Raw genomic sequence first — 12,671 nt, forward strand, 5'->3', positions numbered from 1 at the left:
CCTGCAAGGACCGCAAAGTCTGCTAAGCAGCCCGCGCCGGGGCGCCGCACACTGCCGGCATGCGCCTCCTACAGCTTCTCCGCCCCCTCTGCCTCGCCGCCGCATGCCTGTCTGCGGCGCTCGCCCAGGCCGCCGGCTTCGCGACGATCGAAATCCCGGCCGACCAGGAAGGCCCGGCGATCCGCGGCGGCGTATGGACGCCCTGCGCCGCCCCCGCGGGCGAGATCAGGCTGGGCCCCTCCACGATCCAGGCCGTACGGGACTGCCCGTTCCCGCCGGGCAACGCGCCGCTGCCGCTCATCGTGATCTCGCACGGCTACGGCGGCTCCTTCCTGGGCCACCACGACACGGCGCAGGCCCTGGCCGACGCCGGCTTCATCGTCGCCGCCATCAGTCATTCCGACGACAACTTCCGGATCCGCGGCGGCCCGGACGACAAGATATCGGCACTCGCGACGCGCACCACGGACATCAAGCGCCTGATCGACCACATGCTGCAGCGCTGGCCTTCCCACGACAGGATCGCGGCCGACAGGATCGGCTTCTACGGCTTCTCGCGCGGCGGCTACACCGGGCTGGTGCTCGCGGGCGCGAAGCCGGACTTCGAAAGGCTGCCGCCCCTGCCCTCGTCCCCCTGTGCAAAGGCGCCGGAAAGCGAGGAATGCGGATCGATGAAGCAGAGGTTCCGGCAACTGCTGGCCACGCCGCTGGCACACGACGCGCGCATCAAGGCCGCAGTGATCGCCGACCCGCTCAGCACGCTGTTCGACGCCGAGGGCCTGAGGAACGTGAGGATTCCGATCGCGCTCTGGGCGTCGGCCTACGGCGGCGACGGGGTCACGCCCGAGAGCGTGGATGCCGTCCGCCGCAACCTGCCCGTGGCCCCCGAATGGCATGTGGCCGGGAAAGCCGGGCATTTCGGCTTTCTCGCACCGTGCTCATCCGAGCAGATCCAGGCGAAATCGGAAATCTGCCGCGATGCGTCCGGCTTCGACCGCACCGCCTTCCACGAGGCATTCAACGCCGAGGTGACGGCCTTCTTCGACCGCCACCTCGCTGCGCAGCACTGACCCGGGTTCAGCCCGCGCGCCGCTGCGATGCCAGCCGCCGCACCACCGCCACCAGCCGGTCGATCTCGTCGAAGGTGTTGTAGAAGGCCAGCGAAGGCCGCACCGTCGTCTCCACGCCGAAGCGGCGCAGGATCGGCTGCGCGCAATGGTGGCCCGTGCGCACCGCGATGCCCTCCTCGTTCAGCGCCTGCCCCACCTCCTCGGTGGTGTAGCCGTCGAGCACGAAGGACATCACGCTCGCCTTGTCGGCCGCCGTGCCGATCAGGCGCACACCCGGAATCGCGCCGAGCTGGGCCATGCCGTACACCAGAAGGTCGTGCTCGTAGCGCGCGATGTTCTCGATGCCGATCTTGTTGACGTAGTCGATGGCGGCGCCCAGGCCCACCGCGTCGGCGATGTTGCCGGTGCCGGCCTCGAACTTGTTCGGGATCGGCTGGAACACCGTCTTCTCGAAGGTCACGTCGGCGATCATGTTGCCGCCGCCCTGCCACGGGGGCATGTCTTCGAGCACCTCGCGCTTGCCCCACACCACGCCGATGCCGGTCGGGCCGAACACCTTGTGGCCGGAAAAGACGAAGAAGTCGGCGCCGATGTCCTGCACGTCGACGCGCATGTGCGAGACCGACTGCGCGCCGTCCACCAGCGCCTTCGCGCCCGCACGATGCGCCAGCTCGACGATCTCCTTCACAGGCACCACCGTGCCCAGTGCGTTCGAGACCTGCGTGACGGCGACGATCTTCGTGCGGTCGTTCAGCAGCTTGCGGTATTCGTCGAGCAGCACCTGACCCGAGTCGTCCACCGGAATCACGCGCAGCTTCGCCCCCTTGGCGGCCGCGAGCTGCTGCCACGGCACGATGTTGGCGTGGTGCTCGAGGTTCGACACGACGATCTCGTCGCCCTCGCCCACGTGCTGGCCGCCCCAGCTCTTGGCAACCAGGTTGATGGCCTCGGTGGTGCCGCGCACGAAGATCACCTCCTCCACCTCGGGCGCATTGATGAACCTGCGCACGCGCTCGCGGGCGCCTTCGTAGGCGTCGGTTGCGCGCGCGGCCAGTTCGTGCGCCGCGCGGTGGATGTTGGAGTTCTCGTGCTCGTAGAAGTACGAGATGCGGTCGATGACCGACTGCGGCTTGTGCGTGGTGGCCGCGTTGTCGAACCAGACGAGCTGCTTGCCGTTCACGCGCTCCTGCAGGATCGGGAAGTCGCGCCGCACGGCGTGGATGTCGAAAGGCGGATGCTGCCCGCTGCCGGCCAGCGGCACGGCGTTGGGGCCTCGAGGGTCGGGCTTCGCCGGGGTGACGAAGCCGCTGGGCAGGCGCACCGCGTCGACGAAGTAGAACCGGGGCTCACTCCCTCTCCCTTCTGGGGAGAGGGTTGGGGTGAGGGGCAGCCCCGCACCTTGCGTCGTCCGCTGGCCCTCCCCCCAGCCATCTCCCGCAAGCGGGAGGGGGGGCGAGACCACGGGAGTCGCGCCGGCCGACGGATGCCCGTAGCCGTTTTCCAGGAAGTAGAACGACGAGGCCGCGGCTTGCGGTGCCGCCGCCCCGTTCAGCTGCGGCACACCCTGCACCGTGCCACCCGAGCGCGGCTCGAAGACGGGCGCCACAGAGAGCACGCTGTCGGGCACACCGTTGCCGGCCACCGCGTGCGGCACCAGGGCCGGCGCACGGTTCGCGAGCGAAGGCAGTTGCGTGGGCGATGCCGGCACGAGGTTCGCGCCCGGAACCTGCCCTTGCGGGAAGGGCGTGCCCGGCACGCTGGGCCCGAAACCCGCCGGGCTTGCCAGCGGCGAACCTGCGGGCGCGAGGTTGGCCGGGAACTGCGCGCCCGGCACCAGCCCGCTCGCCACGCCGGGCACCGATTCGGGCGGCGTGCCCGGCAGTGCGGAGAACATGGCGCTGGCCATGCGCGCGAGGATCGCCGGGTCGAACGGCGCCTCGCCCGGGATCGATGGAGTGCTGCTCACAGCGGCTTACTTGTAGGTGTCGGCGTAGTCGTGGTACTTGCCGATCTCGACATCGTCGAGCACCGCCAGCGCGTCGGTGGTCAGCACCGCGAGCGAGCAGTAAAGCGAGATCAGGTACGACGCGATCGCATGGTTGTTGATGCCCATGAAGCGCACCGACAGGCCCGGGCCCTGCTCGCCCGAAAGCCCCGGCTGGAACAGCCCCACCACTCCCTGGCGCTTGTCGCCCACGCGCAGCAGCAGGATCTTGCTCTTGCCGTCGGCCACCGGCACCTTGTTCGACGGGATCAGCGGGATGCCGCGCCATGTGATGAACTGCGAGCCGAAGAGGCTCACCGTCGGCGGCGGCGTGCCGCGGCGCGTGGCCTCGCGGCCGAACGCGGCGATGGCCAGCGGATGCGTGAGGAAGAAGGCCGGCTCCTTCCAGACCTTGGTCAGCAGCTCGTCGAGGTCGTCGGGCGTGGGCGCGCCGGTCAGCGGGAAGATGCGCTGCTCCTCGCTCACCTGCGCCAGCAGGCCGTAGTCGGGGTTGTTGATGAGCTCGCTCTCTTGGTTCTCCTTGATCGTCTCGATCGTCAGGCGCAGCTGCTCCTTGATCTGGTCGTGCGGGCTGCTGTAGAGGTCGGAGATGCGGGTGTGCACGTCGAGCACCGTGCTCACGGCATTGAGGTAGTGCTCGCGCGGGTTCTCCTCGTAGTCGACGAAGGTGCGCGGCAGCTGGTTCTCTTCTTCGCGCGAGGTGCAGGTGACCTTGATCGCTTCCGGGTTCTTGACCTTGTTGACGCGGTAGATGCCCGCTTCCACCGGCACCCACTGCAGCAGGTGCGTCAGCCAGCGCGGGCTGATGGTCTCGAGTTGGGGGACTGTCTTGGTGGCATTGGCCAGCTGTCTTGCGGCGATGTCGCCAAGGGCGGTGGTACCACCAACTGTTGCGCTCATGAATCAGGGCTCCGTGAGTTGAGAAGAAAGTGGCCGCCAGTGTCCGGCGGCCGCGGGTTTTCCCTCAACAGGCTATAGCCGCCAAGTTGATCCTTCGCGCGAGGCGCGATTGTTCGAGCTGCTCGCAGCGCATGAGCAGGCCGACCATGTTGATGCCCAGCGCCGTGGCCAGCTTCTGCGCGGTGACGATCGACGGGATGACGCGGCCGCGCTCGACCTCGCCCACGTAGGAGCGGTTGAGATCGGAGCGCTCGGCCAGCTGCTCCTGCGACCAGCCCTTGTCCTCGCGCAGCTGGCGGATGGTCACGCCGAAGTCTTCGACGAACGCCTTCATACGCCACCTGCCTTCGGCGCGTTCTGCAGGCTGGCCTGCGTGACGCTCGCGCCCGGCGGCACGTCGTCGGTGATCCACACGTTGCCGCCGATGACGGCGCCCTTGCCGAGCGTGACGCGCCCGAGGATGGTCGCGCCGGCGTAGATGACCACGTCGTCCTCCACCACGGGGTGCCGCGGAAGGCCCTTCTGCAGGTTGCCGTCGGTGTCGGTCGGGAAGCGCTTGGCGCCCAGCGTGACGGCCTGGTAGAGCCGCACCCGCTTGCCGATGACGGCCGTCTCGCCGATCACGACGCCCGTGCCGTGGTCGATGAAGAAGCCCGCGTCGATCTTCGCGCCCGGGTGGATGTCGATGCCGGTCTGCGCATGCGCCTGCTCGGCCACGATGCGCGCCAGCAGCGGCAGCCCGAGCCCGTAGAGCTCGTGCGCGAGGCGGTGGTGGATCATCGCCAGCACGCCCGGATAGCACAGCAGCACCTCGTCGACGCTCCGCGCGGCCGGGTCGCCCTGGTAGGCGGCGAGCACGTCGCTGTCGAGCAGGCTGCGCAGGCCCGGCAGCGCATTCGCGAAGCGGCGCACGGCCTCGGTGGCGATATCGTCGATCTCGTTGGCAGGACGCGGCTCGTGGCGCGCGTTGAAGTTCAGCTCCAGCCGCGCCTGCACCAGCAGCGCCTGCAGGGCCGAATCGAGCGTGTGGCCGACATAGAAGTCCTCGCTCTCGTGGCGCAGGTCCGGCGGCCCGAGCCGCATCGGAAAGAGCGCGCCCTTGAGCGACTCGACGATCTGCGCGAGCGCGTCGCGCGAGGGAAACTCGCGCGCCCCCGGCTCGCGCGAGCGCCGCTGCGAATCGCGCCATTCGTTGCGCACGCCATGCAGTGCGCGAACGATGTCGCTCACCTCGAAATGGGCCATCTGTGGTTCCTCCCGGAAAAGTGTCTTGCGGGCCGCAGGATCAGTCCTGCACCCAGGGCAGCCTGTGGAAGCGCCAGCCGTCGGAGCCGCCGCGATGCTGCTGCGCATCGATCTCGCCCTCGAAGCCTTCGAGCACATTGAAGACGTTCGTGAAGCCGGCCTTCGCTGCTGCCTCTGCCGCCAGCGCGGAACGCTTGCCGCTGCGGCACAGCAGCAGCACGACGGCGTCCTTGCCGCCGTCCTTCGCCACCTTGGCCTCGAGTTCGCGCACGAAGCGCGGATTGCGCGTGAGCGCCGTGCCGGTAGCCCAGGCCACGTGCTGGCTGCCGGGCACGTGGCCGACGAACTTGCGCTCTTCGCCGGAACGCACGTCGACCAGCACGGCCTGGCCCTTCTGCACCAGGTCCCAGGCCACCGGCGGCCTGACGCCACCGGCATAGGGCAGATTGCTCTCGGCGGCCGAGGCGCGCGCCTGTTCGAGTGCTTCGGGCAAGGCGATGACTTCTTCTTCAACTTCCACTGACATGCTGTGAGGCTCCTGTTGTGCGTTGGATACGCCTTGGTGGCGATAACCACCACTTTAGGAGCCGGGCGCCGAAGCTCAAACAACTGAAAAGTCGATTTCTAACAACCAGCCGTTGTAAAGGATCGATTCAGGGTCAAGTCAGGATCGGCTCAGGAGCGATCAGGCTGCAGCCCGTGCAGCTTCGGCCGCACGCACGGCCGGCGCCGTCAGGTCCACGCTCTTCCTGCCGTCCACGCCATACGGCACGTCGCCCGCGATCGTCACGCGACGCACCACGCGGTGCTGGTCGCCGTAGTCGTTGATCGCGTAGTGCTGCGTCGCCCGGTTGTCCCAGATGGCGACGTCGCCCTGGGCCCAGCGCCAGCGCACCGTGTTCTCCAGGCGGTGCACGTGACTCTGGAGCACGCTCAGCAGGTGGGCGGAATCATGCGTGGAGTGCCCGGCCAGCCGCTTCACGAAATGGCCAAGCACGAGGCTGCGTTCGCCGGTCTCGGGGTGCACGCGCACCACGGGATGCTCGGCTTCGAGCAGGCGGCGGGTGAACACATCGCGATATCGCTTCGTGCCCTCCTCGTCCAGATCAGCCGGCGAGCGCGCGGCGGCGTAGTCGTAGTCGTTGCCGTGGATGGCGCGCAGCCGATCAGCCAGCGCCTTCAGGTCGTCGGGCAGGCTCTCGTAGGCCGCCACCGTGTTGGCCCAGACCGTATCGCCGCCATAGGCCGGGATCACCACCGCCCTCAGGATCGACACCTGCGGATAGGCGACCTCGAAGGTCACATCGGTATGCCACGAATTGGCGCGGCCGCCGTGGCGGGAATCGAGCTCAAGCAGTTGGGTGCCGTCCTTGGAAGGCACGGTCGGGTGCGGCACCAGCTCGCCCCACAGACGACCGATGGCCTCATGCTGGGCATCGTCGAGATGCTGCTGGCCACGGAAGAAGAGCACCTTGTGCTTCAGCAGCGCTGCCTTGATGGCGCCGAACACCTCGGGCTGCAGCGCGCCCGAGAGACGCACGCCGCGCACCTCGGCGCCGATGTGGCCGGCCTGTCGGACGATGTCGAGTTCGTGCGGATGCGCGGCTTGCGCGGGAGTTGCGGAAGAAAGAATGGCGCTCATCGCAGGTCCTTTTTCGGGGGATCCGGAAGATTCTGCGAGGCGCCTGGCGGGGGTGGAAGGAAGGTGTTTGCAGTTTCTAATGCGTGAGGTGACTAAGGGGCGTCGATGAGGAGTCGGCAAAAGATAACCCGCCGTGGCGGGTTGTCGAGGTAGGCGACTGGTCGGTATGTCAGGGCTTGTCGCGCTGGTCTCGCACCCAATTCAAGCGACGCTCCGCTTCGACTTCGGATATCCGTCCCTCCGCAACCAGCCTCTTGAGCCTTCGCTCGTCTGCACGGTTCAGCGCATCCTTCAGAAGCGCCATCTTGCGTTGCCTGCACGGGTCACACTCGTAGAAACTCGGTGGACTCGTTGTTGGCTTCATCCCGGCATCGAATTCGCCGGCGCTGATTCGGCCTGTCGGCTCGATGCCCATTGCGAGGATTTTTCCGCTCTTGAACGTGACGAGTGCTTTTCCTTCACACCCTGTGGTGTCCGTGTTTTCCGGGTCGTAGGATTTCCACGAAATTCTGCGCATGTACCGCAATGCGTAGAAAACATCCTCTTCTGTAAGAACAACGTCGTCGCAGTCCAGAAAGTCCTTGTTCTCCCATGCGCTTCGATGCGAAGGGTGCGTGATTTCCACTTTTTGCACATAAGTGACTGGATAGCGCCCGTCGGCGGCATATGCGGGCGATGCGGCTGCCGCCGCAGCCAACGCAGAGACGGCTATTGAGTACTTGGTCTTGATCATGGTTTGGCAGTGGGTAGAGACCAATTCGCGCCTTGCGCCTCCGTGAGATTCTTCCTGCTGACCTCAGGATGGCGGAACACTTCATCCTGTGCGACCTGCATAGACCCTTGAAGTGCGTTGACAAGCCACGAGAGGGATTGATTCTGAGCCGCGGTCGGCGTTTCGAATATGCCGTACTTGCCTCGTATCTTGTCGAGCGACCATTTAGCCTCCTCGCCGATGGCTTTGAACCCGGCTGGCAGCTTGGCTCTTCCGACCAGCTCGATTCCTATCGCCTCCATATTGCTCGGATATCGATCGGCAGGCGCCTTGAGCATTTCAATGCGATGCATCTCGGCTGCGCCCACCTTTGCAGGGAAATCTCGCGGCTTGCATCTTTGGATCGCCAGACATCTTGCCTGCAACGGCCCCACATGATTCGTCCTCTGATAAATCGCCGCCGTCTGATAGATCGTCCCATCCTTGTCGATGAGAAAGTGCGCCCCGTTTGCCTTCGGCCGCTTGTAGCTGTTCAACGAAGACGCCGAAGTGTCGGCGTCCGTCTGGTGAACGACGATGCCGGTGATCGCCCCGGTCCTCTTCCCTCGTTCGATCTTCGGACTGCGTGCATGCCTCACCCGCGCGTGACTGATCATTCCATGTTCGTCAATCTCAACGAGCATGCGGTTCCTCCCTGAAGTGTCTGTTTGAATGCGATGACGAAGTCGTGGTCACCGCATCGATGTGCGGATCACGACTTCGCGGCGCATGCTAGGGCGACGACTTCAAGGAAGATTCAGGCCACTGAAAGATCGGGGCGATTCCAGCAATTCAGCACGGTCGATGAACTCGCGGCCTGTAAACCGCTGAAAACTCACCCCCACAAACGAAAAAACCCGGCGCCGTCACAGCGCCGGGTCGTCGCGGATGCCCGAGGGTCCGTCAGAGCTTCGCGATCGAGACCTCGGTCGACTTCACGAGAGCGACCACGTCGGAGCCCACCTTCAGCTGCAGCTCGTCGACCGAGCGCGTAGTGATGACCGAGGTGACGATGCCCCAGGCGGTTTCGACGTCGACTTCGGAGACGACGTCGCCGCGGATGATCTCGCGGACCTTGCCCTTGAACTGGTTGCGGACGTTGATGGCTTGGATGGACATGATGGGTTCTCTTTCAGGTTGATTGGGGAATTCGTTGAGGAAAAGCACGGCGAACGGCGCTCAGACGATCTCGGCCACGTCGTCGAACGCAAGCCGGGGGCCGCGCTCGAAGGTGCCTGCGTGGTCGGCCACGCCCAGGTTGACGAGGAAGTTCGCGCGGTAGCGGCCGTCCGGGAAGAAGGCCTTGTCGACCAGGTCGGCGTTGAAGCCCGACTGGGGGCCCGCGTCGAGCCCGAGCGCACGTGCGGCCAGGATCAGGTAGGCGCCCTGCAGGCTGCTGTTGCGGAACGCCGTGGCCTGCGCAGCCTCGGCGCTCTTCTCGAAGAGCGGCTTGGCGTCATAGGCCGGAAACTGGCTAGGCAGGTGCTCGTAGAAGCGCGTGTCCTGCGCCACGATCACAGTGACGCCTGCGGCCAGCGTCTGCGCGGTGTTGCCCGCCGACACGGCCGGCTTCAGTTTCGCCTTGGCCTCCTCGCTGCGCACGAACACGTAGCGCGCCGGCTGGGCGTTGAAGGCGGTCGGGCCCCACTTGAGCAGGTCGTAGAGCTTGTGGATGATTTCGTCGGTCACCGGCACGGGCTTGAACGCGTGCACGGTGCGGGCCTTGCGGAACAGCTGGTCCAGCGCGGCTTCGGGGATTGATTGCAGTGTGGTCATGGCTTCAAGAGAAGGCTTTGGTTCAATTCGATGCCGCCGCCAGCGCCTGGTCGAGGTCGGCCAGCAGGTCGTCGATGTGCTCGATGCCGACCGACAGGCGCACCGTGTCCTCGGTCACGCCGGCGCGGGCCAGCTCCTCGGGCGAAAGCTGCCTGTGCGTGGTCGATGCCGGATGCGTTGCCAGCGAGCGCACGTCGCCGATGTTCACGAGGCGCGTGAAGAGCTTCAGCGCATCGAGGAACCTGGCGCCGCCCTCGCGGCCGCTGCCGATGCCGAAGGTCAGCACGCCGCTGGCCTTGCCGCCCAGGTATTTCTTCGCGAGCGCGTGGTCGGGGTGGTCTTCGAGTGCTGCGTAGTTGACCCACTTCACCGCCTTGTGCGTCTTCAGGTGCTGCGCGACGCGCAGTGCGTTGTCGCTGATGCGGTCGACGCGCAGCGCGAGCGTCTCGATGCCCTGCAGGATCTGGAAGGCGTTGAACGGCGAGATGGCCGCACCCGTGTTGCGCAGCGGCACCACGCGTGCGCGGCCGATGTAGGCGGCCGGGCCCAGCGCCTCGGTGTAGACCACGCCGTGGTAGCTCACGTCGGGCTCGTTCAGGCGCTTGAAGCGCTGCTTGTGCTCGGCCCACGGGAACTTGCCCGAGTCGACGATCGCGCCGCCGATACTGGTGCCGTGGCCGCCCAGGTACTTGGTGAGCGAGTGCACCACGATGTCGGCGCCGTGCTCGATGGGCCGGCTCAGGTACGGCGAAGGCACCGTGTTGTCGACGATCAGCGGCACGCCGTTGCGGTGCGCGATCTCGGCGATGGCCGCGATGTCGGTCACGTTGCCCGCGGGGTTGCCCAGCGACTCGACGAACACCGCCTTGGTCCGCTCGTCGAACAGCTTTTCGAAGCTGGACGGGTCGCGATGGTCCGCGAAGCGCGTGGTGATGCCGAACTGCGGCAGCGTGTGGGCGAACAGGTTGTAGGTGCCGCCGTAGAGCGCCGTGCTGCTGATGATGTTGTCGCCGGCCTCGGCGATGGTCTGGATTGCGTAGGTCACGGCCGCCTGCCCCGAGGCCAGCGCGAGCGCGGCGATGCCGCCTTCGAGCGCCGCCACGCGCTGCTCCAGCACGTCCTGCGTCGGGTTGTTGATGCGGGTGTAGATGTTGCCCGGCACCTTCAGGTCGAACAGGTCGGCACCGTGCTGGGCGCTGTCGAAGGCGTAGGCCACCGTCTGGTAGATGGGCGGTGCCACGGCGCGGGTGGTCGGGTCGGGCGAATAGCCGGCGTGGACCGACAGGGTTTCGAATTTCCAGTTCTGCGACATGCGGAATACCTTTCAGGGTTGAAGGAAAGAACGGGCCGGCGGATTCATTCAGGAATACCGCGGAACCGGCTCTGCCGGGCCGCTGGTATTGCCCCCGGCGAGGGGGTTGGCGGCCACACGAAGTGGGCAAGCCTGGGGGTGGACATCAAATTGCCCAGCGCAATGCATGCGCCGGGGTTGCGAGCCAGCTGGCGTCGGTGCTCTCGGCTTCGGTCTCTTCGGACTTCTGCAGCACCCTGTCGAGGATTCGTTTTTCGATCGCGGCGAATGCCGGGTCGCCCTGCGAGCGCGGACGGGCCAGCGCGATGTTCTCGTCGAGCGCGATGCGGCCGTCCTCGATCAGGATCACGCGGTCGGCCAGCGCAACGGCTTCCTGCACGTCGTGCGTCACCAGCAGTGCGGTGAAGCGGTGGCGCTGCCAGAGGTTCTCGATGAGGCGGTGCATCTCGATGCGCGTGAGCGCATCGAGCGCGCCCAGCGGCTCGTCGAGCAGCAGCAGGCGCGGGTGGTGCACCAGCGCGCGCGCCAGGGCCACGCGCTGGCGCTGGCCGCCCGACAGGCGAGCCGGCCATTCGTTCTCGCGATCGGCCAGGCCGACCTGCGCCAGCACTTCCTTGCCGCGCGCCTTGGCGTCGTTGGGCAGGCCCAGCGTCACGTTGTCGAGCACGCGCCGCCACGGCAGGAGGCGCGCCTCCTGGAACATGATGCGCGTGTCGTCGTGCAGGCCGTTCACGGCCTTGCCGTCGGTGTAAAGCCCGCCGGAGCTCGGCTCCTCCAGGCCCGCGATGAGCCGCAGCAGCGTGCTCTTGCCGCAGCCGCTGCGCCCGACGATGGCGATGAACTGGCCCGGCTCGATGGTCAGGCGGGTGTTGCGCAGCACCTCGCGCGCGCCGTAGCGCTTGTGCAGGTTGCGCGCCTCCAGGCGCACGCCGCCGGCGATGGCTTGCGGCTGGGGCCGGGTCTGGATGTCTTTCAGGACTGCACTCATGATGTCTTCAGGCTCCTGGCTTGAACAGCGCCACGTTGAGCGCATCGATCTTTCTGGGAAGCAGCTTCTCGGCAAGGAAGGCATCGGCGATGCGCTGCTGCTCGCCCAGCCCCTCGGGCACCACCGGCCGCACCGCGTAGCTGCGGCGCGCGTTGGCCTGCTCGATGGTCGCGGCGTCCAGGCCCCACACGGGAGACAGCAGCGCGGCCGCCTCCTTCGGGTTCTGCTTGACCCACTTGCCGGTCTTCTCGAGCTCGGCGTAGACCACGCGCAGCACGTCCGGCCGCGCCTTCGCGAACTTGCTGCTCGCGAGGTAGTAGCGCTGGTACGAGGCGATGCCCGCGCCGTCGGCAAGCACGCGCACCTTCGACTGGCGCTGGGCAGCGGCGAGGAACGGGTCCCACACCACCCAGGCGTCGATCGCGCCCTTCTCGAAGGCTGCACGGCCGTCGGCGGGCGTGAGGTAGGCGGGCTCGATGTCCCTGAACGAGAGGCCGGCCTTGTCGAGCGCGGCGATCAGCAGGTAGTGCGCGCCGGCCGCCTTCGCGAAGCCGACCTTCTTTCCTTTCAGGTCGGCCACGGTCCTGATTGGCGAATCCTCGCGCACGACGATGGCCTGCGCCGAGGGCGACGGCGCCTCCTGCGCGAGGAAGGTCAGGTCGGCGCCGGCCGCCTGGGCGAACACGGGCACGGTGTCAGCCACGTCGGCGCTGATGTCGAGGTTGTCGAGGTTCAGCGCCTCCAGCAGCGGCAGGCCGCTGGTGAACTCGTGCCAGCTGAGCGTGACGTTCAGCGGTGCGAGCTGCTTCTCGAGCACACCCTGCGCCTTCAGCACGGCGATGAGCGTCGACGACTTCTGGTAGCCCAGGCGCACCGTGGCGGCCCGGCTGGCCACACCCTGGGCGAACACTGCGCCCGAGCCGAGTGCGGCGAGCGTGGCGATGGCCGTGCGGCGGGAGATCGATGGATGCCGTGTCATGTC

The 12,671-nt window shown here is 66.9% G+C and carries 14 protein-coding genes; 1 reads left to right on the forward strand and 13 read right to left on the reverse strand.

Annotated elements, in window-relative coordinates; translation table 11 throughout:
- Positions 1 to 59: 59 nt before the first annotated feature.
- Positions 60 to 1,070, forward strand: a complete 1,011-nt coding sequence (locus G369_RS0105025) for an alpha/beta hydrolase family protein (RefSeq protein ID WP_019652890.1) — start codon at positions 60 to 62, stop codon at positions 1,068 to 1,070.
- Between the two features lie 7 nt (positions 1,071 to 1,077).
- Here G369_RS0105025 and G369_RS0105030 read toward each other — a convergent pair whose 3' ends face one another.
- The 13 genes from G369_RS0105030 to G369_RS0105090 form a co-directional block, all read right to left on the reverse strand.
- Entirely contained in the window at positions 1,078 to 2,976 is a 1,899-nt protein-coding gene (locus tag G369_RS0105030; protein ID WP_244164289.1) for a family 2A encapsulin nanocompartment cargo protein cysteine desulfurase, read from the reverse strand.
- A 66-nt stretch (positions 2,977 to 3,042) separates the two neighbouring features.
- The gene (locus G369_RS0105035) at positions 3,043 to 3,975 is read right to left on the reverse strand and encodes a family 2A encapsulin nanocompartment shell protein (protein ID WP_019652892.1); all 933 of its coding nucleotides are present in this window, start codon (positions 3,973 to 3,975) and stop codon (positions 3,043 to 3,045) included.
- Positions 3,976 to 4,039: 64 nt separating this feature from the next.
- A complete protein-coding gene (locus tag G369_RS0105040; protein WP_019652893.1) occupies positions 4,040 to 4,309 on the reverse strand; it encodes a helix-turn-helix domain-containing protein in 270 nt (89 codons plus the stop codon).
- Positions 4,306 to 5,220 (reverse strand): serine O-acetyltransferase EpsC, encoded by a 915-nt coding sequence (epsC, locus tag G369_RS0105045; RefSeq protein ID WP_019652894.1) that lies wholly within the window; start codon positions 5,218 to 5,220, stop codon positions 4,306 to 4,308. The genes G369_RS0105040 and epsC overlap by 4 nt, the downstream gene beginning before the upstream one ends.
- A gap of 40 nt (positions 5,221 to 5,260) precedes the next feature.
- Positions 5,261 to 5,746, reverse strand: a complete 486-nt coding sequence (locus G369_RS0105050; protein ID WP_019652895.1) for a rhodanese-like domain-containing protein — start codon at positions 5,744 to 5,746, stop codon at positions 5,261 to 5,263.
- Positions 5,747 to 5,905: 159 nt separating this feature from the next.
- Positions 5,906 to 6,862: a TauD/TfdA dioxygenase family protein gene (locus G369_RS0105055; RefSeq protein WP_019652896.1), complete on the reverse strand. Its 957-nt coding sequence runs from the start codon at positions 6,860 to 6,862 to the stop codon at positions 5,906 to 5,908.
- A 169-nt stretch (positions 6,863 to 7,031) separates the two neighbouring features.
- Entirely contained in the window at positions 7,032 to 7,595 is a 564-nt protein-coding gene (locus G369_RS0105060) for a hypothetical protein (RefSeq protein WP_019652897.1), read from the reverse strand.
- On the reverse strand, positions 7,592 to 8,257 hold the full coding sequence (locus G369_RS0105065) for a peptidoglycan recognition protein family protein (RefSeq protein WP_019652898.1): 666 nt from the start codon (positions 8,255 to 8,257) through the stop codon (positions 7,592 to 7,594). Before G369_RS0105065 ends, G369_RS0105060 begins: the two co-directional genes overlap by 4 nt.
- 259 nt (positions 8,258 to 8,516) lie before the next feature.
- On the reverse strand, positions 8,517 to 8,732 hold the full coding sequence (locus G369_RS0105070) for a TOBE domain-containing protein (RefSeq protein ID WP_007829250.1): 216 nt from the start codon (positions 8,730 to 8,732) through the stop codon (positions 8,517 to 8,519).
- Between the two features lie 60 nt (positions 8,733 to 8,792).
- Positions 8,793 to 9,389 (reverse strand): malonic semialdehyde reductase, encoded by a 597-nt coding sequence (locus tag G369_RS0105075; protein ID WP_019652899.1) that lies wholly within the window; start codon positions 9,387 to 9,389, stop codon positions 8,793 to 8,795.
- Between the two features lie 22 nt (positions 9,390 to 9,411).
- The gene (locus G369_RS0105080; RefSeq protein WP_019652900.1) at positions 9,412 to 10,701 is read right to left on the reverse strand and encodes an O-acetylhomoserine aminocarboxypropyltransferase/cysteine synthase family protein; all 1,290 of its coding nucleotides are present in this window, start codon (positions 10,699 to 10,701) and stop codon (positions 9,412 to 9,414) included.
- A 145-nt stretch (positions 10,702 to 10,846) separates the two neighbouring features.
- Complete coding sequence (locus tag G369_RS0105085) at positions 10,847 to 11,689, reverse strand: ATP-binding cassette domain-containing protein (RefSeq protein WP_019652901.1); 843 nt, start codon at positions 11,687 to 11,689, stop codon at positions 10,847 to 10,849.
- 7 nt (positions 11,690 to 11,696) lie between these two features.
- Positions 11,697 to 12,668, reverse strand: coding sequence for an aliphatic sulfonate ABC transporter substrate-binding protein (locus G369_RS0105090; protein WP_019652902.1), 972 nt, complete (start codon positions 12,666 to 12,668; stop codon positions 11,697 to 11,699).
- Positions 12,669 to 12,671: the final 3 nt, after the last annotated feature.

This window comes from Variovorax atrisoli 110B (assembly GCF_000382045.1).
GTDB lineage: Bacteria > Pseudomonadota > Gammaproteobacteria > Burkholderiales > Burkholderiaceae_C > Variovorax > Variovorax atrisoli.

Bases quoted from the DNA above. Each gene is read 5' to 3' on its own strand.
- G369_RS0105025 (WP_019652890.1), top strand. From the start codon at position 60: ATGCGCCTCCTACAGCTTCTCCGCCCCCTCTGCCTCGCCGCCGCATGC.
- G369_RS0105030 (WP_244164289.1), bottom strand. From the start codon at position 2,976: ATGGCCAGCGCCATGTTCTCCGCACTGCCGGGCACGCCGCCCGAATCG.
- G369_RS0105035 (WP_019652892.1), bottom strand. From the start codon at position 3,975: ATGAGCGCAACAGTTGGTGGTACCACCGCCCTTGGCGACATCGCCGCA.
- G369_RS0105040 (WP_019652893.1), bottom strand. From the start codon at position 4,309: ATGAAGGCGTTCGTCGAAGACTTCGGCGTGACCATCCGCCAGCTGCGC.
- epsC (WP_019652894.1), bottom strand. From the start codon at position 5,220: ATGGCCCATTTCGAGGTGAGCGACATCGTTCGCGCACTGCATGGCGTG.
- G369_RS0105050 (WP_019652895.1), bottom strand. From the start codon at position 5,746: ATGTCAGTGGAAGTTGAAGAAGAAGTCATCGCCTTGCCCGAAGCACTC.
- G369_RS0105055 (WP_019652896.1), bottom strand. From the start codon at position 6,862: ATGAGCGCCATTCTTTCTTCCGCAACTCCCGCGCAAGCCGCGCATCCG.
- G369_RS0105060 (WP_019652897.1), bottom strand. From the start codon at position 7,595: ATGATCAAGACCAAGTACTCAATAGCCGTCTCTGCGTTGGCTGCGGCG.
- G369_RS0105065 (WP_019652898.1), bottom strand. From the start codon at position 8,257: ATGCTCGTTGAGATTGACGAACATGGAATGATCAGTCACGCGCGGGTG.
- G369_RS0105070 (WP_007829250.1), bottom strand. From the start codon at position 8,732: ATGTCCATCCAAGCCATCAACGTCCGCAACCAGTTCAAGGGCAAGGTC.
- G369_RS0105075 (WP_019652899.1), bottom strand. From the start codon at position 9,389: ATGACCACACTGCAATCAATCCCCGAAGCCGCGCTGGACCAGCTGTTC.
- G369_RS0105080 (WP_019652900.1), bottom strand. From the start codon at position 10,701: ATGTCGCAGAACTGGAAATTCGAAACCCTGTCGGTCCACGCCGGCTAT.
- G369_RS0105085 (WP_019652901.1), bottom strand. From the start codon at position 11,689: ATGAGTGCAGTCCTGAAAGACATCCAGACCCGGCCCCAGCCGCAAGCC.
- G369_RS0105090 (WP_019652902.1), bottom strand. From the start codon at position 12,668: ATGACACGGCATCCATCGATCTCCCGCCGCACGGCCATCGCCACGCTC.